The organism is Streptomyces sp. NPDC007164, from assembly GCF_040634135.1.
Classification (GTDB): Bacteria; Actinomycetota; Actinomycetes; order Streptomycetales; family Streptomycetaceae; genus Streptomyces; species Streptomyces sanglieri.
Map to the genome: position 1 here is coordinate 104,848 of NZ_JBEYFB010000016.1, position 22,977 is coordinate 127,824.

22 protein-coding genes are annotated in these 22,977 nt (G+C 72.5%); 14 read left to right on the plus strand and 8 right to left on the minus strand.

Annotated elements, in window-relative coordinates; genetic code table 11:
• Positions 1-71: 71 nt before the first annotated feature.
• Complete coding sequence (locus ABZ622_RS21270; protein ID WP_360545328.1) at positions 72-854, minus strand: IclR family transcriptional regulator; 783 nt, start codon at positions 852-854, stop codon at positions 72-74.
• A gap of 207 nt (positions 855-1,061) precedes the next feature.
• On the opposite strand from ABZ622_RS21270, the gene ABZ622_RS21275 reads away from it, so the two are divergent.
• From ABZ622_RS21275 to ABZ622_RS21305, 7 genes are all read left to right on the plus strand, one after another.
• Positions 1,062-1,172, plus strand: a complete 111-nt coding sequence (locus ABZ622_RS21275) for a putative leader peptide (protein ID WP_311309001.1) — start codon at positions 1,062-1,064, stop codon at positions 1,170-1,172.
• A 163-nt stretch (positions 1,173-1,335) separates the two neighbouring features.
• On the plus strand, positions 1,336-2,361 hold the full coding sequence (locus tag ABZ622_RS21280) for an ABC transporter substrate-binding protein (RefSeq protein WP_360545330.1): 1,026 nt from the start codon (positions 1,336-1,338) through the stop codon (positions 2,359-2,361).
• A gap of 13 nt (positions 2,362-2,374) precedes the next feature.
• The gene (locus tag ABZ622_RS21285) at positions 2,375-3,388 is read left to right on the plus strand and encodes an NrtA/SsuA/CpmA family ABC transporter substrate-binding protein (RefSeq protein WP_360545332.1); all 1,014 of its coding nucleotides are present in this window, start codon (positions 2,375-2,377) and stop codon (positions 3,386-3,388) included.
• The gene (locus ABZ622_RS21290; RefSeq protein ID WP_360545334.1) at positions 3,385-4,215 is read left to right on the plus strand and encodes an ABC transporter permease; all 831 of its coding nucleotides are present in this window, start codon (positions 3,385-3,387) and stop codon (positions 4,213-4,215) included. The genes ABZ622_RS21285 and ABZ622_RS21290 overlap by 4 nt, the downstream gene beginning before the upstream one ends.
• Positions 4,212-4,970 carry an ABC transporter ATP-binding protein gene (locus tag ABZ622_RS21295; RefSeq protein ID WP_360545336.1) on the plus strand — a complete coding sequence of 253 codons (759 nt, stop codon included), beginning with the start codon at positions 4,212-4,214 and terminating at the stop codon, positions 4,968-4,970. The genes ABZ622_RS21290 and ABZ622_RS21295 overlap by 4 nt, the downstream gene beginning before the upstream one ends.
• A complete protein-coding gene (locus ABZ622_RS21300) occupies positions 4,971-5,876 on the plus strand; it encodes an ABC transporter substrate-binding protein (RefSeq protein ID WP_360545338.1) in 906 nt (301 codons plus the stop codon).
• Between the two features lie 4 nt (positions 5,877-5,880).
• The gene (locus ABZ622_RS21305) at positions 5,881-6,954 is read left to right on the plus strand and encodes an LLM class flavin-dependent oxidoreductase (RefSeq protein WP_360545340.1); all 1,074 of its coding nucleotides are present in this window, start codon (positions 5,881-5,883) and stop codon (positions 6,952-6,954) included.
• A 66-nt stretch (positions 6,955-7,020) separates the two neighbouring features.
• Here the strand turns inward: ABZ622_RS21305 and ABZ622_RS21310 are convergent, their stop codons facing one another.
• The gene (locus ABZ622_RS21310; RefSeq protein ID WP_360545451.1) at positions 7,021-10,107 is read right to left on the minus strand and encodes an alpha-L-rhamnosidase; all 3,087 of its coding nucleotides are present in this window, start codon (positions 10,105-10,107) and stop codon (positions 7,021-7,023) included.
• 125 nt (positions 10,108-10,232) lie between these two features.
• Entirely contained in the window at positions 10,233-12,524 is a 2,292-nt protein-coding gene (locus tag ABZ622_RS21315; RefSeq protein WP_360545342.1) for a beta-galactosidase, read from the minus strand.
• Positions 12,525-12,554: 30 nt separating this feature from the next.
• On the opposite strand from ABZ622_RS21315, the gene ABZ622_RS21320 reads away from it, so the two are divergent.
• Positions 12,555-13,292 carry a heparinase II/III family protein gene (locus tag ABZ622_RS21320; protein ID WP_360545344.1) on the plus strand — a complete coding sequence of 246 codons (738 nt, stop codon included), beginning with the start codon at positions 12,555-12,557 and terminating at the stop codon, positions 13,290-13,292.
• 9 nt (positions 13,293-13,301) lie between these two features.
• Here ABZ622_RS21320 and ABZ622_RS21325 read toward each other — a convergent pair whose 3' ends face one another.
• Positions 13,302-14,324 carry a LacI family DNA-binding transcriptional regulator gene (locus tag ABZ622_RS21325; protein ID WP_360545346.1) on the minus strand — a complete coding sequence of 341 codons (1,023 nt, stop codon included), beginning with the start codon at positions 14,322-14,324 and terminating at the stop codon, positions 13,302-13,304.
• 363 nt (positions 14,325-14,687) lie between these two features.
• Between ABZ622_RS21325 and ABZ622_RS21330 the strand changes: the two genes are divergently transcribed.
• The 4 genes from ABZ622_RS21330 to ABZ622_RS21345 all read left to right on the plus strand — a co-directional run bounded on the left by ABZ622_RS21330 (position 14,688) and on the right by ABZ622_RS21345 (position 18,118).
• On the plus strand, positions 14,688-15,485 hold the full coding sequence (locus tag ABZ622_RS21330) for a VOC family protein (protein ID WP_360545348.1): 798 nt from the start codon (positions 14,688-14,690) through the stop codon (positions 15,483-15,485).
• Positions 15,486-15,558: 73 nt separating this feature from the next.
• On the plus strand, positions 15,559-15,807 hold the full coding sequence (locus ABZ622_RS21335; RefSeq protein ID WP_124720677.1) for a WhiB family transcriptional regulator: 249 nt from the start codon (positions 15,559-15,561) through the stop codon (positions 15,805-15,807).
• Between the two features lie 118 nt (positions 15,808-15,925).
• Complete coding sequence (locus tag ABZ622_RS21340; protein WP_360545351.1) at positions 15,926-17,563, plus strand: GMC family oxidoreductase N-terminal domain-containing protein; 1,638 nt, start codon at positions 15,926-15,928, stop codon at positions 17,561-17,563.
• 54 nt (positions 17,564-17,617) lie between these two features.
• Positions 17,618-18,118, plus strand: a complete 501-nt coding sequence (locus tag ABZ622_RS21345; RefSeq protein WP_360545353.1) for a tetratricopeptide repeat protein — start codon at positions 17,618-17,620, stop codon at positions 18,116-18,118.
• Positions 18,119-18,175: 57 nt separating this feature from the next.
• Here ABZ622_RS21345 and ABZ622_RS21350 read toward each other — a convergent pair whose 3' ends face one another.
• From ABZ622_RS21350 to ABZ622_RS21360, 3 genes are all read right to left on the minus strand, one after another.
• The gene (locus tag ABZ622_RS21350) at positions 18,176-19,150 is read right to left on the minus strand and encodes an acyl-ACP desaturase (protein WP_360545355.1); all 975 of its coding nucleotides are present in this window, start codon (positions 19,148-19,150) and stop codon (positions 18,176-18,178) included.
• Between the two features lie 304 nt (positions 19,151-19,454).
• Positions 19,455-19,646 carry a hypothetical protein gene (locus ABZ622_RS21355; protein ID WP_360545357.1) on the minus strand — a complete coding sequence of 64 codons (192 nt, stop codon included), beginning with the start codon at positions 19,644-19,646 and terminating at the stop codon, positions 19,455-19,457.
• A 9-nt stretch (positions 19,647-19,655) separates the two neighbouring features.
• Positions 19,656-20,507 (minus strand): helix-turn-helix transcriptional regulator, encoded by an 852-nt coding sequence (locus ABZ622_RS21360; RefSeq protein WP_360545359.1) that lies wholly within the window; start codon positions 20,505-20,507, stop codon positions 19,656-19,658.
• Positions 20,508-20,795: 288 nt separating this feature from the next.
• Here ABZ622_RS21360 and ABZ622_RS21365 point away from each other — a divergent pair, with 288 nt between their 5' ends.
• Positions 20,796-21,128: an ATP-binding protein gene (locus ABZ622_RS21365; RefSeq protein WP_360545361.1), complete on the plus strand. Its 333-nt coding sequence runs from the start codon at positions 20,796-20,798 to the stop codon at positions 21,126-21,128.
• A gap of 56 nt (positions 21,129-21,184) precedes the next feature.
• Here the strand turns inward: ABZ622_RS21365 and ABZ622_RS21370 are convergent, their stop codons facing one another.
• Positions 21,185-21,601 carry an SsgA family sporulation/cell division regulator gene (locus tag ABZ622_RS21370; protein ID WP_360545363.1) on the minus strand — a complete coding sequence of 139 codons (417 nt, stop codon included), beginning with the start codon at positions 21,599-21,601 and terminating at the stop codon, positions 21,185-21,187.
• A gap of 178 nt (positions 21,602-21,779) precedes the next feature.
• On the opposite strand from ABZ622_RS21370, the gene ABZ622_RS21375 reads away from it, so the two are divergent.
• A complete protein-coding gene (locus tag ABZ622_RS21375) occupies positions 21,780-22,892 on the plus strand; it encodes an oxidoreductase (RefSeq protein WP_360545365.1) in 1,113 nt (370 codons plus the stop codon).
• Positions 22,893-22,977: the final 85 nt, after the last annotated feature.

Below are 22,977 nucleotides of genomic sequence, written 5' to 3' on the forward strand. Positions count from 1 at the left end.
GCTGCCGTCCTGCCCGGCACCTGGCCCGGACGATTCCTATCGTGCCACGCGGCACCGACAGACCGGGCTGCTCAGGGCCTCGGCGGACGGCGCTCGGCCGGGGAGAGCAGCAGGACTTCCAGGGCCCGCGCGCAGGAACGGGCCTGCGCCAGGAACCAGTCGGTGCGCGCGTCCGTGATCACGGACGGGGTGGCCCGGACCGCCAGGGCGAAGCGGGCATGACCGGCGCCGTCCAGGACCGGGACCGCCAGGGTCCGCACCCCGTGCGCCGACTCGCCGTCGTTGAGCGCGTAGGAGTCGGACCGCACCTTCGCCAACTCGGCCTCCAGGGCCGCCGGTTCGACGATCGTCCGGTCGGTGAACGCGGGCAGCGGGGGCAGCGAGGACGGCCCGCCCTCGCCCGGCCGGGCCCAGGCCAGCAGGACCTTGCCCAGCGCGGTGGAGTGCAGCGGCCGGCGCAGCCCCACCTTCGGCGTCACCGAACCGCCCGCCACGATCACCGCATGGGGGCCGCTGCGCAGTGCCAGGTCGGCCGTGGCGCCGGTGCGTTCGGCGAGATCGGTCAGTTCGGGGGCGGCCAGATGCAGGCCCCGCTGGTGGTACGAGAGCCTGCCCAGCTCGGTGACGGCGGGGCCCAGCCGGTAGCGGGAGGTGCGGGCGTCCTGCTCCAGGAAGCCGGCGCCGAGCAGGGTGCGGGCCAGGCGGTGCGCCGTGGAGGCGGAGAGTCCGAGGCGGCGGGCGAGGTCGGAGGCGCTGAGGTCGGGGCCGTTGTCGTGGAAGCAGTGCAGCACGTCCAGGGCGCGCCGGACGGCCTGCGCGCCACCGGGAGCACGCGCTGCCGCGGCCTCGGTCATGTCGGTTCACTCTCCGCTCGTGAGGGGCTTCGGGCATGTGGTTGCCACATTACGGCAGTTGAAAGATGCGGATTCGCGGCCCGGTTCCTGGCCGGGAAATACTCCGTTCACGCTCGATCCCACATGATGGGAAGCGAGTTGTGGGCCGGTTCGGGTCCGTGGCAGTCTGCATCACGTCACCACCGACGAGCGGAAGGGAGCAGTGCCATGGCCGGCCGCCGGACAGCGACCCCCGCCCACGCCGCCCCGGTCCCGCTCGCCCTGACGCTGCGCCGTCACATCGACCTGGCGCGGGTCTCCAGCGCCGCCTGTCGCTGACCGCTCCCCCCCCGTAGCCCCTTTTCCGCCTCACTCCGCCGCGTTCCGACACGGTCCGGAGCGCTTCGCCGTACGCGGTCCCGCACCCCCGACGTACCTGCCGCGCGCCCACCGCACCGTCCGCCTGCGCGCCCCCTGCTTCGCCGACCCTCGGGAAGACTCCATGACGCATGCCGTCCTGCCCCGGACCCTCTGGTTCACCCGCTGTCCCGTACCCACCGCGACCGGCATCGCCGCCGACCGCCGGTGGCTCACCGAAGAGTTCGCCCCCGACGGCATCGAGGTGCGGTCCCTCCAGGACGCCGCACCCGGCGCCGACCGGGCCGCCCACTACACCCACGCCCTGCCGGGCCTGTTCCGCGAAGGCGGCAACGTACCCGCGCTGTGGGCCCGTTCACGCGGGGAGCGGACCCGGCTGATCGGTCTCACCTGGATCGAGGAGCGGCAGACCGTACTGGTCCGTCCCGGCTCCGGGATCCGGGGCGTCGAGGCACTGCGCGGACTGCGGCTCGCCGCACCCGTGCACGACATCGCCATCGACTTCTGGCGGGCCATGGCCCTGCGCGGCTTCGAGGGCGCACTCGCCGCCGCCGGACTCGGGCCGGACGACGCCACGTTCGTCGATGTGCCGGCCGCCGGACACCGCGACCAATGGGGTGCCGAGCTGGCGGCGCTGCGGCGCGGCGACGTCGACGCCGTGTACGTCAAGGGCGCCCTGGCCGTCGAGGCCGCCCGGCGGGCCGGTGCGGAGGTCGCCGTCGAACTCGACGAGGCGGCCGACCGCCGGTTCCGCGTCAACAACGGCACCCCGCGCCCCATCACCGTCCACCAGCAGCTCCTCGACGACCACCCCGGCCTCGTCGACCGCTTCCTCGCCGTCCTGCTCAGGGCCGCCGACTGGGCCGCCGAACAGCCCGCCGAGGTCGCCCGGATCCTCGGCGCCGAGACCGGCGCGGGCGCCGAGGGCGTCGCCGGGGCCTACCGGCCGGGCACCCATCTCACCCTCCACCCCGATCTCTCCCCGGACCGGCTGACCCTGCTCGCCGAGCAGGAGGCCGGGCTGCGCGCCCACGGCTTCCTGCCCGAACCCGTCGACATCACGGCCTGGGCCGACCCCGAGCCGCTGCGCCGCGCCACCGCACTGGCCGCCTCCCGCCCCGCCCACCGCGCCTTCGCCCCCGAGTTCTGAGGACCCCGACACCATGAACCTTCCCCGACCACTGCGCACGGCCGCCGCCCCCGCGCTCCTCACGGCCACCGCACTCCTCGCCCTCACCGCCTGCGGCTCGTCCGAGGCCGACAGCCGCTCCGGCGCCGGGCACACGGTCGAGATCCGCATCCCCGACCCCGGCAACTCCGGGGTGCTCGCCCTCGGCAAGAAGGACGGCAGCCTCGACAAGGCGCTCGCGAAGGCCGGCGCCAAGGTGCGCTGGACCGGCAGCGCCGGACCCTTCGCCCCGGCCGCCCAGGCGATGAACGCCGACCAGCTCGACATCGCCACCGGCTCCATCACCTCCGGCATCACCTCGCTCGCCCAGCGCCCCGGCTTCAAGTTCTTCACCGCGGTCGCCCCGGACGCGGCCGGCGAGGGCATCCTCGTAAGGAACGGCTCCGGCATCGGATCGGTCGCCGACCTGGTCGGCAAGAAGGTCGCCGTCAACCAGGGCGGCACCGGCGAGTACCTGCTCCTGAAGGCACTCGACAAGGCCGGCATCCCCGCCGACAAGGTCGAGCGGGTCTATCTGCGGCCCGACCAGACGGCCGCCGTGTTCAACGCGGGCAAGGTCGACGCCTGGGCGGTCTGGGCGACCTACGCCGTGGCCGAGATCGGCAGCGGCAAGGCCCACTTCGTCGCCGACGGCGCCGCGATCGGCTCCGACAACTACAGCCTCAACGCCGTACGCACCGGCTTCGCCGAGCAGCACCCCGGGGTCGTCAGGGCGCTCTACCGCTACCTCCACGACGCCGCCGCCAAGGAGAAGCAGGACCCGGCCGCGTACCTGAACGTCTTCACCGATGTCGGACCGACCGCCGTCACCGGAAGGGCGAAGGAGGTCCAGACCGCGTTCACCCGCAAGGGCGGCACGGTCGACCCCATCGGACCGGAGGACATCGAACGCTTCGAGGACGTCGCCGGCTTCTACGCCGAGCAGAAGGTCACCCCGGACCAGGTCGACGTCGCCGCCCACCTCCTCGACATCGAGAAGCTGAAATGAGCGGGACCACCCCGTACCAGGGCCTCGTCCGGCCCCGCCCGCAACGGAGCAGGGCACGCGGCCGGAGCTACTCCGCGACCGTCCGGGCACTCGGCCCGCTCGCCCTCCTCGTCCTGTGGTGGGCGGCGTCCGCCACCGGCGTCCTCACCCCCGACGTACTCGCATCGCCCGCCGAAGTGCTCCGCGCGGTGGGGGAGTTGTGGGGCAACGGGCAGCTGCCCGACGCACTCACCACCTCCCTCACCCGCTCCGGCCTCGGCCTCCTCATCGGGCTCGCCGCCGGACTCGTCCTCGGCATCACCACCGGATTCACCCGCCTCGGCGACGAACTCCTCGACTCCTCCATCCAGACCCTGCGCACGATCCCGTTCCTCTCCCTGGTGCCCCTGTTCATGGTCTGGTTCGGGATCAACGAGACCGCGAAGATCCTCCTCATCGCCGTCGCCACCACCTTCCCGATGTACGTGTCGACATCGAGCGGGGTACGCGACACCGACCCCAAACTCGTCGAGGCCATGCGCAGCTTCGGCATGGGCCGCCTCGCCCTCGTACGCGAAGTCGTCCTGCCCGGGGCCCTGCCGTCCCTGCTCGCCGGACTGCGGCTCTCCATGACCCTCAGCGTCATCGCCCTGATCGCCGCCGAGGAGATCAACGCCACGGCGGGCATCGGCTATCTGATGTCCCAGGCACAGAGCTACGCCCGCACCGACATCCTGGCCGTCTGCATTCTTGTCTACGGGCTGCTCGGACTCACCGCCGACATGGTCGTACGGCTGCTGGAACGCCTACTGATGCCCTGGCGCGCCACACAGGGAGCCCCCCGATGACCGACCCCGCCCCCCGACCCGCCGTACGCGTGAGGGAACTGCGGCGCGTCTTCGGCGACCGCGCCGTCCTCGACGGCCTCCGGCTCGACATCGCACGGGGCGAGTTCGTCGCCCTGCTCGGCGCGAGCGGCAGCGGCAAGACGACCCTGCTGCGCATCCTGGGCGCACTCGACGGAGCCGACGGCGGAGAGGTCCTCGTCCCCGAGGCCCGTACCGTCGTCTTCCAGGAACCCCGCCTCGTACCGTCGAAGAAGGTCCTCGCCAATGTGACGGTGGCCCTGCCGCGCGGCCGCTCCGGACACGGGCTGCGGGCCCTGGCCGAGGTCGGCCTCGAACGGCACGCCGACGCCTGGCCCGCCACCCTCTCCGGCGGCGAGGCACAGCGCGTCGCCCTCGCCCGCGCCCTGGTCCGCGAACCCGAACTGCTGCTGCTCGACGAGCCGTTCGCCGCACTCGACGCCCTGACCCGGCTGAAGATGCAGGACCTGGTGGGCGAGCTGTGCCGGAAGCACCGGCCCGCCGTCCTCCTCGTCACCCACGACGTGGACGAAGCCGTACGGCTCGCCGACCGGGTCGCCGTACTGCGCGACGGCCGGCTCGTCACCGACGAACCGGTCACCGTCGACCGGCCGCGCGACCCGGGCGACCCCGCCTTCGGAGCCCTGCGCCGACGCCTCCTCGACGACCTCGGCGTCGAGACGGCCCCGCACCACCCCTCAACCGCCCCCGAACGTACCGAAGTCGGAGTGATCTGAATGACCATCACCATCGGCGTGCACAGCAGCAACCCGTCCCTCTACCACCTGTACCACCTCACCCGGCTCGGCCTCGCCCAGGAGGAGCTGGCGCCGCTCGGCGAGAGCGTCGTCTTCCACCCGTACACCAACGGCGTCCGCACCGGCGAACTCCTCAGCCGCGGCGTCATCGACTTCGGCGGCACCGGCTCCACCCCGCCGGTCACCGCCCAGGCCGCCGGCCACGACATCGTCTACACCGCCGTCTCCGCCCCGCGCCCCGGACACGGCGCCCTCCTGGTCCCCGAGGACGGCCCGCTACGGACGGTCGCCGACCTCAAGGGCGCCACCGTCCACCTCGCGATCGGCTCCTGGCAGACCCACCTCGTCGCCAAGGCGCTCGACGACGCCGGGCTCTCCTACGCCGACGACATCACCGCCGTCCGCAGCGCCGACGACAGCGAGGAACTGCTGCGCACCGGCGCCGTCGCCGCCTGGGTGGCCCAGGGCGCCCAACTGGCCGCGGCCCGCCGCACCGGCGGGCTGCGCACCCTGATCCGCACCGGCGACGTCATCACCGACCGCTCCGTCTTCTTCGCCCGCCGCGACCTGGCCGAGAGCCGCCCCGAGGTCGTCGAGGCGCTCACCCGCGCCCTCCAGCGGGCCGACGACTGGGCGGCGGCCCACCCCCGTCGGGCGGCCGGGATCGCCGCCGCCGACCTCGGCGGAAGCGCCGACGACTGGGAGACCGCGCTGCGCGCCCTGCCGTGGAGGATCGAGCCGGTCACCGACGCCTTCGTCGCCGAGCAGCAGGAAGCGGCCGACATCTTCCACCGCACCGGCTTCATCGACCGCCCGGTCACCGTCGCCCACGCCCTCGCCGGTGCCGGCGAAGGTGCCGCCACCGGTGCGGACAAGGCGGTATGACGGCATGGCGACCGAAGTCCTCTGGTATGTCATCCCGCGCGAAGGCGCCTACCCCTGGGAACCCGAGGGCCGGCGGCCGGTCGACCTCGGCTACCTCGCCCAGCTCGCCGGCACGGTCGAACGCCTCGGCTACAGCGGTGCGCTGCTCGCCACCGACCTGTACGACGTCTGGCCGCTCGGCAGCGCGCTGGCCGCCTCCACCAGCACCGCGTTCAAGCCCCTGCTGGCCGTCCACCCCGGCCTGATCTCGCCCACCCTGCTCGCGAAAATGGCCCTCAGCTTCGACAACCTGTTCGGCGGCCGGCTCCGCTTCAACGTCGTCAACGGCTCCACCAAGTCGCTCCAGGAGTACGGACTCCATGTGGAGCACGACGAGCGGTACGAGCTGAGCGCCGAGTACTGGTCGATCGTGAAGCGGCTCACCGCGGGTGAGGTCTTCGACCACAAGGGCCGCTTCTACGACCTGAAGAACGCCGGCGCGTCCTTCGGGGAGCTGCGGCCGGTCCAGGAATCGCACATCCCGCTCTGGTTCGGCGGCTCGTCCGCCCCCGGGATCGAGATGGCGGCCGAGCACGTCGACGTCTTCCTGACCTGGGGCGAACCCCCGCACCTGCTCAAGGAGAAGCTGGAACGGGTCAGGGCGCGGGCCGCCGCGTACGGCCGCACGCTCAGGATCGGGCTCCGGCTCCACCTCATCGTCCGGGACACCGAGGACGAGGCCTGGGCGGCGGCCGACCGGCTCCTCGACGTGACGAGCGGGGCGACGTACGCCCGGCAGCTCGGCGACCGGGCGGGGGAGGACGGCGTGGGCTGGCAGCGCCAGTTCCGCCAGCACGGCGGCAAGGTCCCGGCGCACGCCCGGGAGCTGGAGGCGCACCCCAACATGTGGCCGGGGATGAGCCTGTTCCGGCCGGGGCCGGGCACCGCGGTCGTCGGCTCGACGGCCCAGGTCGTCGAGCGCCTCAAGGAGTTCGAGGAACTGGGCGTCGACACCTTCATCCTCTCCGGCAACCCGCTGCTGGAGGAGGCCTACCGGGTGGCGGAGACGGTGCTCCCGGCACTGGGCATCACCCGCTGACGAGGCAGGGGCAGGGGCGGGGAGCGCCGAGGAGTGCCCCCGCCCCTGCCCTGGACAGGGCGTCGCTCAGGCGGAGAAGCGATGCGTGCCGGAGCCGACGGCGAAGACCGCGCAGCCGTCCTCCAGACGCAGGAACCGTGCCGGGCCGTGGGCCACCTCCGACGCGGCGGACGCCGCTATCCACACCTCGGCGGTGGTGTTGACGGGCAGCGAGACCTCCAGCCGGAAGGTGCCCGAGGCGGTGCTCCAGCGGGTGGAGACCGGACCGTACGGTGAGTCGAAGCGGGCCCGGGCCTCGTTCACCCCGCCACCGGGCCTGGGCCGGACGACCAGGTGCCTGAACCCCGGACCGCCCGGCGCGATCCCGGCGATGTGCGCGTACATCCACTCGCCCACCGAGCCGTACGCGTAGTGGTTGAAGGAGTTCATGCCGGCGTCCTGGAAGGAGCCGTCCGGACGGACCGAGTCCCAGCGCTCCCACATCGTCGTCGCGCCCCGCTCGATCTGGTAGCCCCAGCTCGGGAACGTGCGCCGGTGGAGCAGCCGGTGGGCGACATCGGTGCGGCCGGCCGCGGTGAGCGCGGGGAGCAGGCGCGGTGTGCCGAGGAAACCGGTCGACAGATGCCAGTCCCGGGCCTCGATCAGCTCCACGAGCCGGTCGGCGGCGGCCCTGCGGTCGTCCCCGGCCAGCAGGTCCATGGAGAGTGCGAGCACGTACGCGGTCTGGGTGTCGCCCTTGACCCGGCCGCCCGCCGAGACGTACGCCGCCCGGAACGCGTCCCGCACCCTGGCGAACAGCGCACGGTACGGCGCCGGGTCCTCGCCCAGCACCTCGGCGGTCCGAGCCACCAGGTCGGCGCTGTGGGCGTAGTAGGCGGTGCCGATGACGTCCTTGGGCGTCTCGTCGTCGGTGTTGAGCCAGTCGCCGTAGCCCTCGGCCGGGCGCAGACAGCCCTCGCTGTGCCGGTCCAGGTACTCCAGCCACCTCAGCATCGAGGACCAGCTCCGCTCCAGCACCCGCACGTCCCCGTAGGCGCGGTGGAGCGCCCACGGCACGGTCACTCCCGCGTCCCCCCAGCCCGCCACCCCCTTGCCCAGCGGCCCCACATGAGGGGCCACGTCGGGGAACGCGCCGTCGTCGGACTGGCTGTCGCGCAGGTCCCGCAGCCACTTGGTGAGGAAGCGCGCCGAGTCCATGACGTACGCGGCCGTCGGGGCGAACACATTGATGTCGCCGGTCCAGCCGAGGCGTTCGTCCCGGGCGGGGGTGTCGGTGGGCACGGAGAGGAAGTTGCCGCGCAGGCCCCAAGTGATGTTGTCGTGCAAGCGGTTGAGCATCGGGACGTCGGTGGCGAAGTCGAGCGTGAAGGGTGCCGAGGTGTGCATCACGAGACCGGTGACGGCTTCCGGGGCCGGGGTGCCGGGATACCCGGTCACCTCCACGTAGCGGAATCCGTGGAAGGTGAAGCGCGGCTCGTACGTCTCCGGGCCGCCGCCCTTCAGGGTGTACCTGTCGGTGGCGCGGGCCGAGCGCAGATTGGCCGTGTACGGCGTGCCGTCGGGGTTCAGCGCCTCGGCGTGCCGCAGCCGCACGGTGGTGCCGGCCGGGCCGGAGACCTTGAGGCGGACGGAGCCGACCATGTTCTGCCCGAGGTCGAAGACGAACACCCCGGGCCGGGGCTCGGTCACCTCCCGTGCCGACAGCTCCCGCACCACCTCGACGGGCCGGTCGAGCTGGGCGACCGGCTCGGCGCGGACCCCGCCGACCGGTTCGGCCGGGAGCCAGCCCGAGTCGTCGAAGCCCGGCTCCGTCCAGCCCCCGGTCTCCCGGCGGGCGTCGTACTCCTCGCCCGCCATCAGGTCCGCGTCGGTGACCGGCCCGGCGGCGGCCCGCCAGCCGGGCGCCGACACCACGCGCTCCGTCGAGCCGTCCTCGTAGGTGACCTCCAACTGGGCCAGGAGCGCCGGCCGGCGACCGTACTGGTGCGGGCCGAACCAGCCGATGCCGCCCGCGTACCAGCCGGACGCGAGGTTCACCGCCAGCGCGTTGGCACCCGGGCGCACCCGGCCGGTGACATCGTGCGTCCGGTACTGCACCCGCCGGTCGTAGTCGGTCCAGCCGGGGGCCAGCCGGTCCCGCCCGACCTGCCCGCCGTTGAGGTGTGCCTCGTACAGCCCGAGAGCGGTGGCGTACAGCCTGGCCCGCGCCACCGGACGGTCGGCGAGCCGGAATTCGTGGCGGAGCTGGATCACGGGGGCATGGGCGGGCGGGGCGGAGGTCCACGGCCCGGCGCCCCAGGGCGCCAGGACGGTGGCCGCGGACCAGGAGCCGTCGTCGTACCCCGGGGAGTGCCAGCCGCCGGACGGCTCCCGGTCGGTGGCCCGCCAGGCGCCGTCGGTGGGTATCCGCCGCACACCGTCCGCCGTCGACAGCTCCAGTACACCGAGCACCCCCGCGGCGCCGTCCACGGGCGGAGTCGCGGTGATCGCGAGAACGTTGGCGCCGGGTATCAGCCGCTCCGTGACATCGACGACGCGCGGTGAACGTCCGGTGACCACGGGGGCGTCGGTCTCGGTGTGATCGGCCTCGAAGCCGTTGACGTACACGGTGCAGCCGCCGTCCGCCGTCACCACCAGGCGGGCGGCCGTGACGGCCCCCGGCTCCGGCACCTCGACGACGGTGCGGAACCAGCGCGCCCCCGGACCGTCACCGCCCGCCGGACCGTTCCCCGGCGCCCAGATCCGGAACGACCCGGCCGGATCCGGGGCCGCGGTGAGCGCGGCCGGTGCGCCGATCCACTGCGCCGACCACTGCGAGGGTTCGCACAGACCCGTCTCCCACCAGCACGGTTCGCTCCACTCGGAGCCACGGCCCGCCGTGTCCCAGGCACGCACCGACCAGAAGCAGCGGGTGCGCGGCCCGAGTCGGGGGCCGTCGTAGGGGACCAGTACCGAGGCGTCGGAGGCGACCGTGCCGCTGTCCCAGATGTCGGGGGCGGTGAGCAGGGCGGGATCGGAGGCGACCCTGATCCGGTAGGCGGTCTGGGCCTGGCCGGGCTCGTCGGACTCCAGACGCCAGCTCAGTCGCGGACGGGGCTCGTCGAGACCCAGTGGATTCCGGTCGTACTCGGTGGTCGGGTGCGTGACCCGCAGGGCGGGCGCGGAGGGGGGCGGGCATGGCGGATTTCCTCGTCTCGATGGCCTGGCCTGGTCGTTGCGGAGCTGCGGTCCACGGGCCGCAGGGGCGCGGCCGGCGGTCCGTGCGGGCCGCGCGGCGGCTACCGGCAGTCGAAGCGCAGGGCGACCTCCGCCGACAGGTGCACCGCGTCGATCAGGGCGGCGCCGGTGGTGTCCTCGTGGCTGTCCAGGAGGATCCCCTCGGCGTCCGCCGTCCCGGTCGCCGTCGACCGGGGCTCGACGCGCAACTGGATCCCCGCACCGGCCAGCGCGTCCCGGAATCGGCCGAGCTTCACCCGCCAGGGGCGGCCGTGGTGGTAGTCGTCGCCGATCAGGCGGCCGGTGGCGGCGTCGAACATCCGGCACAGATCACCCGTGTAGGCGATGTCCGCCCACAGGGTGGCCAGCTCTTCGGCGGGCACGCCGGGCGTGCGCAGCAGCCAGCGCGACGGGGAGAGCTTCTCCACCACGAGCGCCTGCGGGGAGAGCGCCGGACGGGGCGCCGCCGCCGTGTACCGGGTGAGCGGACCGTCCTGCTCCACCCGCACCGCCCGGCCGGCCGTCTCCACCGTGTCCGGTGCGGGCAGCGCCGACCAGGTGAACGGCTCCGGCTCCTCGCCGAGCGCGACCCGGCGGCCGACCGTCACCGAGTCGCCGTCGAGCGTCAGGTCGTCCGGGGCCGTGACGAACCGGCGCCCGCCCGCCACCGTCCGGACCTGGCCGTGCTCGGCCTCCGCCCGGCCCAGGGTGACGATCCGGAGCCCGTCGCCCACCGTGAACGAGCCGTCGGTGACGACCGTGACCCCGTCCGCCTCCTCGTGGACCGTGCCCGTCGTGTCGATCCCCTCCGGGCCGGCGCCCCGCAGGGTGTACTCGACGTCCGCCGGGCCCGGCCGGAAGAACACGGTGTCCCGGCCCAGCCGGGCCAGCGGCTGGGCGGTCGCCGAGATCAGCGTCACCCCGTCGCCCAGGGGCAGCTCCACGGGCAGGATCGCGCAGCCGCCGGACGCCACGGCCAGCCGGGCGCGACGGGGGATGCGGACGTCACCCGAGTCCAGCCGCACCGCGAGCGACACGTCCTCACGCGGGCTGAGCGGCGTCCGGTTCCCGTAGTTGGCGAGCAGCACGAACGCGGCGGTGCCGTCCGAGCGGACGGCCGTGCGCAGCCGGTCCTCCTCCGGATCGGTGACGGCGTCGTGGGGCTGCACGGCCCGCATCCCGCCCAGTCCGGCACCGAACTCGGCGACGAACCGGTTGAGCGGCGCAGCCCGGTAGAAGGAGTCCCGGCGCTCCCCGTACTCGCTGACCGGCGCCCAGAAGTCGTAGGAGCGCAGCGGGAATCGCGGCTCCTTGGTCATCCAGCCGAAGTCGCCGCGGACCGGATTGGTGCCGCCGTGCATCATGTAGTAGCCGACCATGACGGTCTCCACCGCGCCGAGCCTGGTCAGCGCGGTCACCAGGACGTCCTCCGGGACGGTCACCGGCCGGTAGGCGGCCCTGGACGGGGAGCCGCCGCCCAACTCGCAGAACGCCACCGGGAGATGACCCCGGAACGGATAGGTCTGGCCGGTGAAGACGGTCAGACCGCTGTTCCGCGGCCGTGGGTGCAGGTCCATGTAGCCGCCGTAGCTCACCATGTACGTGTCCTGCGGTGGCTCCCCGGTCCCCGCGCCCCAGCCGGTCATCGAGAAGACCGGGGCGGCGATGCCCGCCTCCCGCGCCAGCCGGTGCAGGTGCTCCATGTGCGCGGTGAACCCCTTGCCCGTCGGGCCGCGATGGTCCGTCGCGGTGTCGCCGAACAGGGTGCGCCAGTGGTTGGGCGCGTGGGTGAGCTCGTTCTCCAGCTGGACGAGGACGACGGGTCCGCCGTCCTGCCAGTACAGGCCCGACAGTTCGGTGCCCAGCCGCCGGTAGTAGCGGCCGACGAGCTCCAGATAGCGCGGGTCGTCGGAGCGCTCGGTGACCGGCATGCCGAACAGCCAGGGCGGCAGCCCGCCGACGGAGAACTCCGCGTTGTTGTACGGGCCGATGCGCGGCGAGAACAGCATCCCGTGCTTCCGGCAGAGCAGGGCGAAGCGCCGGATGTCGTTCCCGGCGGTGAAGTCGAACTCGCCGGGCCGGGGCTCCACCAGGTTCCAGAAGACGTACGAGGAGATCATCGTGCAGCCCGCGCTCCGGAGCGCGAGCACGGCCTGCTCCCATTCGTCCTCGGGGTAGCGCTGTGGCTGGAACTCGCCCGCCACCAGGGGCAGCGGCTCTCCGTCGATCTCCAGGTAGTAGTTGGTGGCGGTGAGCCGCCGTCCCCGCGGGTCCGTGCCGCCCCAGTGCGCGAGATGGTCCCGGCGCAGGGTGAGCGCCGTGTCGCGGGCGTCATGGACGATGTCGTGCGTCATGTGTGGTGCCGTCCTCAGTCGAGATAGCCGATGACCGGTGCCCAGCTGGTGGTGTCGTACGAATTCGCCCCGGCCGGGCCGGAGTCGAGGATGAAGCGGAGGGTGATGATCGTGCGCTCCCGGACCGCCGGCCGCGAGGTGGGATTCGCCGCGAAGGGCGGTCACAACGAGGAGCCGCACAACCACAACGACCTGGGCAGCTTCGTCGTGGCCGTGGACGGCGAGCCGCTGCTGGCCGAGCTGGGCGCGGGCTTCTACAACGGGCAGTACTTCGGCCCCGACCGCTACGACATCCTGTGCACCGGATCCCAGGGGCACAGCGTCCCGCTGCTGAACGGCACCGTCCAACGGGACTCCCGGGAAGCCGCGGCCGAGGTGCTGGCAGCCGAACACGCCCCGGGCCGCGCCCTGTTCAGGATCGACATCTCCGCCGCCTACCCCGTCACCGGACTCACCTCCCTCGTCCGGGAGTTCGCCTTCACCGACGGAGTGCTCACCCTGCGCGACCGGTTCGAGGCCGAGGCCCCGCTCGACATCACCGAGCGGTTCATGTCCTTCGCCCCGATCGAGGTGACCGCACCGGGCGAAGCCCTGATCCGGGGCGACGCCGCGGCCCTGCGGCTGTACTACGACGCGACCGCGTGGCAGCCACGGGTGAGCCGGTACCCCCACGTACGCCAGGACGCGACCCGGACCACCGTCCACAGCCTCGACCTGCGCCACACCGGCGCCACCGCGCACTTCGAATTCCGGGCGCACCCCGAGTGACGTACCGCCCTACGCGCCCGGACGTCCGCGGCGCAGGGAACTCTCCCTGACGATGAGCTCCGGCTGGATCACGATGGTGCGGACCGGCAGCGGCCCGTCGGCCTCGGCCTGGTCCCGTACCAGGTCGACGGCGGTCCGCCCGAATATGTCGCGGGGCCGCCGCACGGTCGTCAGCGGAACCGTCGTGGTGGCCGCGAACTCCATGTCGTCGAAGCCGACCAGCGCGATGTCGGAGGGGACACGCAGACCGGCCCGGTTCCCGAGCGACTGCATCAGGCCCAGGGCCACCGAATCATTGGCCGCGACGATACCGTCCGGCCGCTCGGCCGGGCCGCGCGCCGCGATGACCTCCCCGACGTGCAGCCCGGCGGTCACGATGCGCTCGTCGGTGGGAATCACCTCCAGCGTCACACCGGGGTGTTCCCGTACGGCCTTGCGCGCGCCGTCGAGCCGCTCACCGATCTGTCGGACCGACTCCGGCCCGCCGACGAAGGTGATCGACCGGCACCCCTGCTCGATCAGGTGGATCACGGCCCGCCGGGTGCCGAGCGCGTCGTCCACCGCGACCGACGAGAAGCGGTCCGACGGGGCGTAGGCGTCGACCAGCACGGTGGGGATGTCGCGTGCCGCCAGGAGTTCGAGGTCCTCCGGCCGGGTGGTCCCGGACGCGAGAATCAGCCCGCGCACCCGCTGCTGCACGAACATGTCGATGTACTGGGACTCCCGCACCGGGTCGCCGTCGCTGCTCGCCAGCACGAGGAAGAGCCCGTTCTCCGCGGCCCGCCGCTCCACCGCGTGCGCCACCTCGCCGAAGAACGGGTTCCTGAGCTCCAGCGCGACGAAGGCCAGGGTGTTGCTCCGCCCCGTACGCATCTGCCGCGCCGCCTCGTTGCGGACATAGCCGAGGTCCTTGATCGCCCGGCGCACCCGGTCCGAGGTCGCCGGAGCCACGCGATGCGGCGTGTTCAAGTACTTGGACACCGTTCCCACGGAGACCTCCGCCAGTTCGGCGACCTCTCGGATGCTGACCACCGCTGCGTACCTCCCGGGCCGGCCGCAGAGGCCGGCCGACTCCTGGACAGTGAATCCTTATCCGCATCACCTTAGCCCCGGTACGAAGCCTCTGGTGGCCACTGCGGGAGCACGAAAACAGACATCTTCGAACAGTGCCAATGATACGTTTCACCGATCACTGCGACCGATGTCGGACACCGACCAGTCCGTCCCTCCGCAATCACGGACATGGACGCGAGGTGGGTCCCGTACACCGGTCGGCACGGCAAAGGGGTCCGAGCACCGGGCGCGGGCTGCGGTGGCCGGTGCCCGGTGCGAGACTCGGAGCGTCGGGAAGGACTCCCGTGCCGCACGGCACGGGCACCGTCGAAGGAGCCGGCCATGCTCACCACCCGCTATGTCGACGGAGCGCCCAACTGGACCGATCTGGGCACACCCGATCTCGACGGGGCCGTCGACTTCTACACCGGTCTCTTCGGCTGGGAGTACGCGGCCGGCGGTCCGGAGACCGGCGGCTACGGGGTGTTCACCCTGGACGGGAAGACGGTCGGCGGCGCGATGACGGTCACCGAGGAGCAGGCCGAGCCGTCCTGGTCGGTGTATTTCCGGTCGTCGGACGCCGATGCCACGGCGCACGCGGTCGAGCAGGCCGGCGGCACCGTACCGTTCGCTCCGATGGATGTCCTGGACTTCGGCAGGATGGCCGGATTCAAGGACCGGGCAGGGGCCTTCTTCGGCGTCTGGCAGCCCGGGGAGAACCCGGGTCTGGGCGCCGTCGGCGTCCCCGGAAGCCTCTGCTGGGCCGAGCTGTACACCCCGGACGTGCCCGCGGCCGCCGCGTTCTACCGCGCGGTCTTCGGATGGGAGAGCGCCCGGGCGCCGTACCCCGGGGGCGGTTCCTACACCGTGATCCGGACCGGCGACGGTGGCGAGGAGACGGGCTTCGGCGGCTTCGTGCCGCTGAACACGATGCCGACGAGGGCGGTGGCCGGGCCGCACTGGCTGCCCTACTTCGAGGTGGACGACTGCGACGAGGCGGCCGCGGACGTGGAGCGGCTGGGTGGCCGGCTGACCCTGGAACCCATGGAGATGGAAGGTGTGGGAAAGTTCGCCGGTGCGGCCGATCCGGAGGGGGCCGAATTCGCTCTGATCAAGAGCGTGCCGCCGTCGCAGAGCTGACCGGAACTCATCGGCGCGCCGCATTGATGAAGCGTTGATCGGTCGTTTATCGCGACCGGGCACTGTGGACCGCATGCTGATCAACACCGCGGCCGACCCCGCACTCGCCTGGCAGGAGACTGCGCTGTGCGCCCAGGCGGGGCCCGAGTTCTTCTTTCCCGCCCCCGGCAGCTCCACCCGCGAGGCCAAGCAGCTCTGCAACGCCTGCGAGGGGCGCGAGGCCTGCCTGGAGTACGCCCTCGCCAACGACGAGCGCTTCGGTGTGTGGGGCGGGCTGTCCGAGAAGGAGCGGGACCGGCTGCGCAGAACCGGACGCGACTGAGGTCACCCGTTCGGACCGGGTGGCGGCGGCCCCGGGGCCGAACACGCCCTGCCCGTGCGACGATTCGGACCTCCGCACATCCGTCGCGGCGTTCGCGTGAACCACGAGGGGATCCGGGTTGAGCGGGTACGACTACATCGTCGTCGGGGCGGGATCGGCCGGCTGTGTGCTGGCCGCGAGACTCTCCGAGGACCCGACGGTCCGGGTCGCGTTCCTGGAGTCGGGCGGGCGTGACCGCAGACCGGAGATCCGTATCCCGGCCGCCTTCCCGAAGCTGTTCAGGACGGCGTACGACTGGGACTTTCGCACGGTGGCGCAGTCGGCCCTCGGCGGCCGCGAACTGTACTGGCCGCGTGGCCACACGCTCGGCGGATGCTCGTCGATCAACGCGATGATGTGGGTGCGCGGCCACCGCGACGACTACGACGCCTGGGCCGGGACGGCCGGCGACGACTGGTCGTACGACGCGCTCGCCCGCTACTTCAGGCGCGCGGAGCGGTGGACCGGCGACACCGCGGACGGCACGGTGTACGGCACCGAGGGCCCGCTGTTCATCTCGCCGCCCCGCGCCCCCAACCCGCTCACCGGCGCCTTCCTGGACGCCTGCCAGGACGAGGGCCTCCCGCTGCTGGCCGAGCTGAACGGCCCCGACCACAGCGGCTGCGCGATCACCCCGCTCAGCCAGCGGGGCGGACGCCGCTGGAGCGCGGCGGACGGCTATCTGAAACCGGCCGGCCGCCGCCCCAACCTGGACGTGCTGACCGGCGTCCGGGTCCGGTCCCTCGCCCTCGAAGGCAACCGGGCCGTCGGCGTGATCACCGAGAACGCCCCGGGCGCGCCGGTGATCACCGCCCGCCGCGAGGTCGTCCTGAGCGCGGGAGCCATCGGTTCGCCGTATCTGCTGCTCCGCTCCGGCATCGGCGACCCCGACCGGCTGCGCGAGGCGGGCATCGAGGTGCGCGTCGAGTCCCCGGACGTCGGCCGCCACCTCCAGGACCATCTCTCGTTCGCCGTGACGATGCTCTGCCCCCGGCCGGTCACGCTGACCGGAGCCGACAGCCCCGCCAACGTGGGCCGCTTCCTGCTGGCCCGGCGCGGGCCGCTCACCTCGAACCTCGCCGAGGCGGTCGCCTTCGTCCGCAGCACACCGGAACTGGCCGCACCGGACCTCGAACTGATCTTTGCCCCGGCGCCGTTCGTCAACCACGGTCTGACCGCCCCGACCCAGCACGGGATCACCATCGGGGTGGTGCTCCTCCAGCCCGGGAGCGCGGGCCGGATCACGCTGGACCCGAAGGAGCCGGGCCATGAGGAAACGGGTTCCGGCTCCGGACCCGCGGCCGACCCGGGACTTCTGATCGACCCGGGCTATCTGACGTCCGAGGCCGATCTCGGCCGTCTCATCGCCGGGGTCCGCCGCGCCGAGTCGCTGCTGGCGAGCCCCCGGCTCGGGGCGCACACCTCGGGCCCGATGGGCGGGTACCCCGGCCCGGTAGACGACGCCCGCCTCGCCGAGGCGATCCGTACCGGTGCCGAGACGCTGTACCACCCGGTCGGCACCTGCCGCATGGGCGCGGACCCGGCCTCGGTGACCGATCCGCGGCTGCGGGTGCGCGGTGTGCCGGGGCTCCGGGTCGTCGATGCCTCCGTGATGCCGCGGATCACCCGTGGCCACACCCACGCACCGACGGTCGCGATCGCCGAGAAGGCGGCGGAACTGATCCGGGAGGACGCGCGGCAGCCGGCCGCGCCGTGACGCGAGGGGCGGGGCCGTGGCCGTAACCCCCCGCCGGCCTGGGACGATGCCCGTATGAATGATCACGACCGGGACAGTTCGCTCGCGGCGGCCGTACGGCTGCGCACCGAGGGCCACCGGGAGGAGGCCAGGCAACGACTGCTGGCCCTCTCCGCCGAGTTCCCCGCGGACGGGGAGATCGCCTATCAGACCGCCTGGGCCCACGATGTGCTCGGGCTGGAGGCCGAGGCGGTGCCGTTCTACGAACGCGGCCTCGGCGGGACCGGGCTCTCGGAGGAGGACCACCGGGGCGCGCTCCTCGGCCTCGGGAGCACGTACCGGGTGCTCGGGCAGTACGAGACGGCCGTGGAGGTGCTGCGCGGCGGTGTCGAACGGTTCCCCGACGACGGGGCGCTGCGGACGTTTCTGGCCATGGCGCTGTTCAACACCGGTGACCACCACGAGGCCATGCGGCTGCTGCTGGAACTGCTCGCGACCAGCAGCACGGACCCGTATGTGCGTCAGTACCGGGCGGCCATCGAGCACTACGCGCGGGACCTGCACGAAACGGTGTGAGACCCGGCAGCCCCTGTCCGGCCGAACGCCGGACGGGGGCTGCCGGACCCGGGGCCGTCAGGCTCCGGCGCGCGCGGCCATCCGTGCCCTGCGGGCGGCCAGCTTCTCGTCGAACTTCGCCGCCTCGCTGTCCAGACCGCCCATGTACAGGCCCAGCTCGTCCTGCGCCTTCAGGCCCTCGGGGCCCAGGCCGTCGATGGAGAGGACCTTCAGGTAGCGCAGCACGGGCTGGATCACGTCGTCGTGGTGGATGCGCATGTTGTAGATCTCGCCGATCGCCATCTGCGCGGCGGCCCGCTCGAAGCCCGGCATGCCGTGACCGGGCATCCGGAAGTTGACGACGACGTCGCGCACGGCCTGCATCGTCAGGTCCGGGGCGAGCTCGAAGGCCGCGCCGAGAAGGTTGCGGTAGAAGACCATGTGCAGGTTCTCGTCGGTCGCGATCCGCGCGAGCATGCGGTCGCAGACCGGGTCGCCCGACTGGTGGCCGGTGTTGCGGTGCGAGACCCGGGTGGCCAGCTCCTGGAACGCGACGTACGCCACGGAGTGCAGCATCGAGTGGCGGTTGTCCGACTCGAAGCCCTCCGCCATGTGCGCCATCCGGAACTGCTCCAGCTTGTCCGGGTCTACGGCCCGCGAGGTGAGCAGGTAGTCCCGCATCACGATGCCGTGCCGGCCCTCCTCGGCGGTCCAGCGGTGCACCCAGGTGCCCCAGGCGCCGTCACGGCCGAAGAGGGAGGCGATCTCGTGGTGGTAGCTCGGGAGGTTGTCCTCGGTCAGCAGGTTCACCACCAGGGCGATCTTGCCGATGTCGGTGACCTTGGACTGGTCGGCCTGCCAGGCCTCACCGTCCTCGAACACACCGGGGAAGTTCCGTCCGTCGGAGAACGGCACGTACTCGTGGGGCATCCAGTCCTTGGCGACCTTGAGATGGCGGTTGAGCTCCTTCTCCACCACCTCTTCCAGGGCGTACAGCAGCTGGGCGTCGGTCCACGCCTTCGGGCTGCCGAGGTGGGGAGCGGTGATCGTCACGGGGGACTCCTGGGGACGGGAGAATTACCTACGGATACGTAGGTTACGAGACCGTAGGTTAAAGCGGCGGTAAGGCCACCGCCAAGCCCGCTCTCGCGATGCCCGGTTACGTAACGTTATGTGCGCAGGTCCCGGGATGGACGCGGGCCCGTGAACGGGATCCGGTGCGGCACGCCGCGCGGGTCCGTACCGGCGGATTCCGGTTGACCGGGACCGGCCGGCCCCCGGCTGCGGGGCGCTCAGAGCTGTCGGCGTACTCGGAGCGAACCGTCGCGGGGGGCGCGGGCGCGGTCGGGTGGTGCGGTCAGAGCAGGTGGTCCGCCGCGCCGGACTTCACCGCGGAGATCAGCGCCCGCAGTGCCTCCACGGAGTCGCTGACATGGGCGGTGGTGTCCGTGGTGGAGCCGATGTACGCCCTGCCCTGGTCGTCGAGTCCGAAGCGGAAGCAGTTGGCGCCCTCGCTGCAGAAGGCTTCGTCCCAGCAGATATCGGTCATGGTCGCTCCTCAGAGGTCCTGGGCTATGGATCGGATGAAGTCGCGCGATTCCTCGACGGGCAGTGCGAGTATGCGCAGGCGCTCCAACAGGCCGCGATAGCGGCGCAGTTGCATGTCGGAGTCGAGCAGCATCGAACCATGCGAGGAATCGAGCTGCACGGTGTCGAGCTGCGGCACCGCGGCGCCCACGTAGGTGAACGACTGTCCGGCGCCCGGGAAACCGCCGGCCGCGAACGGGATCACCCGGACCGTGATCCGGTCGCGCTCGGACTGTCGCAGGATGTGGTCGAGCTGGGCCCGTGCCACCTTCGGGCCGCCGAACTGCATGCGCAGCGCCGCCTCGTGGACCACCGACTCGTACAGCGGCGGACGGTCCCGCTCCAGTACCTCCTGGCGGCGCAGCCGCAGCGACAGCCGTGCCATCAGGTCGGGTCCGGGCAGTCGCGGATCGGCCGTGTCGAAGACCGCCCGCGCATGCTCCTCGGTCTGTAGGAGACCGGGAATGTGCGTGGTGGTGGAGGTCGTCAACTCCGCTGCGTGGTATTCGAGTTCGGCGATGTCGAGCAGGGCCGGCAGCAGCAGTCCGCGGTGTTCCTCCCACCAGCCCCTGGCACGCTCCTGGGCCATCTCGGCGAGCAGCTCGACCAGTCCGCCGTCCGGGCAGCCGTAGTTGAAGGCGAGGGTGCGGACCCGTTCGGCGCTGATGCCGAACCGCCCCGATTCGATGTTCGGGATGCGGGTGCGGTCGACGCCGAGCAGTGCGGCGGCCTGCTGCACGGGCATGCCCGACTGTTTGCGCAGTTTGCGGAGTTCGTGCCCGAGCCGCTGCTGTCGGGCGGTCGGTGTGCTTCTGGGCGGCAAGGCGTGGTCCCTTCCGGGGGCGGGGAACGAAATGACCGGAACCGCACAAGTAGTAGCACTGTGCTCCGGGGTGCGCTACGGTCGGTAGCGCCAGTCTCACACGCGGCGATCGCGCCTATGTGTGATCGTCACCACAATTACCGAAATGTGAGCATCTTGATGAAGGGCGCACTGCGTTGTCTTCCGGCCGTCGCATCTGCCGGACCCCACCCCCCGGTGGCGGGCAACCTGAGTTATTCGTTCGCACTGCCCGGCGGCGCCTTCTGCGCCGGCCTCGCACGCGGAGCCGTGAGTGACCTTCTCTCCCGGCACGGCCTGGCCGACCTCCGGGAGACGGCCGTACTCGCCGCCTCGGAACTGGTCGCCACCGCCTACCGGTTCACCCCGGACCGGGAGATGCTGCTGCGGGTGCACTGGCAGTTCGACGCACTCCGCATCACTCTCTACGACCAGCACCCCTCCCACGGCTCGGCCGTCAGGTCCGAGGAATGCCGCGAGCGCCGCAGCGACAGTATGTGGCTGCTGGCCGCCGCGGTCGGCGCACACGGCGGGGACTGGGGGCTGGCGCCCGCGCTGACCCCCTCCGGCGGCTGCAAGGCCTGGGCCTTACTCCACAGCTGACGCCCCGCCGGCACGGCCGGGCCGAGGGGCCGGCCCGGCCCGCCGGACGAGGGTCCTCAGCAGGGACCGCCGAGCAGATCGGTCAGGCCGCGGTCGAGATCCAGGAACCGGTGTTCGTCGCCGACGGGCACCATTTCCTGCGCCCGCTCCAGAAAACGGCGCAGCTCCGCCGTTAGGACGTGCACCATCGCGATTCCCTCGACGGCATGGAACTCCAGAACCGTACGTTCGTAGCCGAACGGCCTGACGCGTACGTCCCCGACACCGGCCGCCCCGTCCATCCCCGCCGCCAGCAGCTCGCGCGAGAACTCCCAGGCGACCTCGGTGCCTTCCAGGGTCGCCGGGGCGGGAAACGCCATGCGTACGGCGAACGGATCCTTCGGGTCGTAATGCAGAGTGGCGGGAAGGGTCTCCATCCGCGGTGCGGATGCGACCATGCGGGCCTGCACGGACTGCTCGATGACGGTGGACAAGACCTGCTCCCTTTCTCGGCCAGATGAACGGTTCCCGGCACTGATACAGACGAGGGAAGTCCCTCATCCGTGCACCGGAGGGTGGCGTGAGCTGTATCACCGCCAGGACCCGGTGCCCGGCCGGTTCCCGGCGGCGTGCCCTGGACTGGGCACGACTCGTGGGCTAGCTTCCAGCGCCATGAGGGTCAAGGGGAAGACGAGACGACTGATGCCATGGGGGCTCTGTGCGGCGGCGCTGACCGCGGCACTGGCCACACCGGCAGCCGCGGCGACACCGTGGGAACACCACCGGCCCGGCGAACGACCGGCCTGGACGCTCACCGACACCAAATCCGACGCCCGCTTCCGCGGGCTCGCCGCCGTAAGCCGCCGCACCGCCTGGGTCGCGGGCACCGGGGGCACCGTACTGCGCACCTCCGACGGGGGCAGGCACTGGCGCGATGTGTCGCCGCCGGGCGCGGCCCGGGAGGCGCTGGAGTTCCGCGACATCGAGGCGTTCGACGGCAGGCGCGCGGTGGCCCTGGCCATCGGGGAGGGCGAGGCCTCCCGCGTGTTCCGCACGGACGACGGGGGAGCGACCTGGACGGAGTCGTTCCGCAACACCGACGCACGTGCCTTCTACGACTGCCTCACCTTCTTCGACAGCCGGCACGGACTGGCGATGAGCGATCCCGTGGACGGCAAGTACCGCATCCTGTCCACCTCGGACGGCGGCCGGAACTGGCGGGTGCTGCCGAGCGCGGGCATGCCGGAGGCCCGGCCCGGTGAGGCGGGATTCGCCGCAAGCGGCCAGTGCCTGGTCTCGTCGGGCCCCCGGGACGTCTGGCTCGCCACCGGAGGCGCCGCCACCGCACGGGTGCTGCACTCCGCCGACCGCGGGCTGACCTGGACCGCGGCCGAATCGACCATCCCCGCCGGCGACCCGGCCCGAGGCGTCTTCGGGCTCGCCTTCCGCGACCGTCACCACGGCATCGCGGTCGGCGGCGACTACCGTGCCGGAGAGCCGTCGCCGAACGCGGCGGCCGTGACGGGCGACGCGGGCCGCAGCTGGCAACAGGCCGCCACCCCGCCCACCGCCTACCGCTCGGGCGTCGCCTGGCTGCCGCACAGCAGGTCCGGCGCGCTGGCGGTCGGCCCGACCGGCACCGACCTCACGACGGACGGCGGCCGCACCTGGCGCACGGTCGACACCGGCTCGTACGACACCGTCGACTGCACCCCGGACGGCGGCTGCTGGGCCGCGGGGGAGAAGGGCCGCGTGGCACACGCGGGGCAGCGTCCGGCCCGGTAGCCGGGACACCACGGGTCCGCAGGGTTCCCCCGCCGCCTCCCCGCACCGTCGGGCAGGCGGCGGGGCGGCCTGCCCGACGCCCCGG

What these genes read in the sequence shown, in the direction of transcription:
- ABZ622_RS21270 (WP_360545328.1), bottom strand. Translation starts at nt 854, where the DNA reads ATGACCGAGGCCGCGGCAGCGCGTGCTCCCGGTGGCGCGCAGGCCGTC.
- ABZ622_RS21275 (WP_311309001.1), top strand. Translation starts at nt 1,062, where the DNA reads ATGGCCGGCCGCCGGACAGCGACCCCCGCCCACGCCGCCCCGGTCCCG.
- ABZ622_RS21280 (WP_360545330.1), top strand. Translation starts at nt 1,336, where the DNA reads ATGACGCATGCCGTCCTGCCCCGGACCCTCTGGTTCACCCGCTGTCCC.
- ABZ622_RS21285 (WP_360545332.1), top strand. Translation starts at nt 2,375, where the DNA reads ATGAACCTTCCCCGACCACTGCGCACGGCCGCCGCCCCCGCGCTCCTC.
- ABZ622_RS21290 (WP_360545334.1), top strand. Translation starts at nt 3,385, where the DNA reads ATGAGCGGGACCACCCCGTACCAGGGCCTCGTCCGGCCCCGCCCGCAA.
- ABZ622_RS21295 (WP_360545336.1), top strand. Translation starts at nt 4,212, where the DNA reads ATGACCGACCCCGCCCCCCGACCCGCCGTACGCGTGAGGGAACTGCGG.
- ABZ622_RS21300 (WP_360545338.1), top strand. Translation starts at nt 4,971, where the DNA reads ATGACCATCACCATCGGCGTGCACAGCAGCAACCCGTCCCTCTACCAC.
- ABZ622_RS21305 (WP_360545340.1), top strand. Translation starts at nt 5,881, where the DNA reads ATGGCGACCGAAGTCCTCTGGTATGTCATCCCGCGCGAAGGCGCCTAC.
- ABZ622_RS21315 (WP_360545342.1), bottom strand. Translation starts at nt 12,524, where the DNA reads ATGACGCACGACATCGTCCATGACGCCCGCGACACGGCGCTCACCCTG.
- ABZ622_RS21320 (WP_360545344.1), top strand. Translation starts at nt 12,555, where the DNA reads ATGACCGGTGCCCAGCTGGTGGTGTCGTACGAATTCGCCCCGGCCGGG.
- ABZ622_RS21330 (WP_360545348.1), top strand. Translation starts at nt 14,688, where the DNA reads ATGCTCACCACCCGCTATGTCGACGGAGCGCCCAACTGGACCGATCTG.
- ABZ622_RS21335 (WP_124720677.1), top strand. Translation starts at nt 15,559, where the DNA reads ATGCTGATCAACACCGCGGCCGACCCCGCACTCGCCTGGCAGGAGACT.
- ABZ622_RS21345 (WP_360545353.1), top strand. Translation starts at nt 17,618, where the DNA reads ATGAATGATCACGACCGGGACAGTTCGCTCGCGGCGGCCGTACGGCTG.
- ABZ622_RS21355 (WP_360545357.1), bottom strand. Translation starts at nt 19,646, where the DNA reads ATGACCGATATCTGCTGGGACGAAGCCTTCTGCAGCGAGGGCGCCAAC.
- ABZ622_RS21375 (WP_360545365.1), top strand. Translation starts at nt 21,780, where the DNA reads ATGAGGGTCAAGGGGAAGACGAGACGACTGATGCCATGGGGGCTCTGT.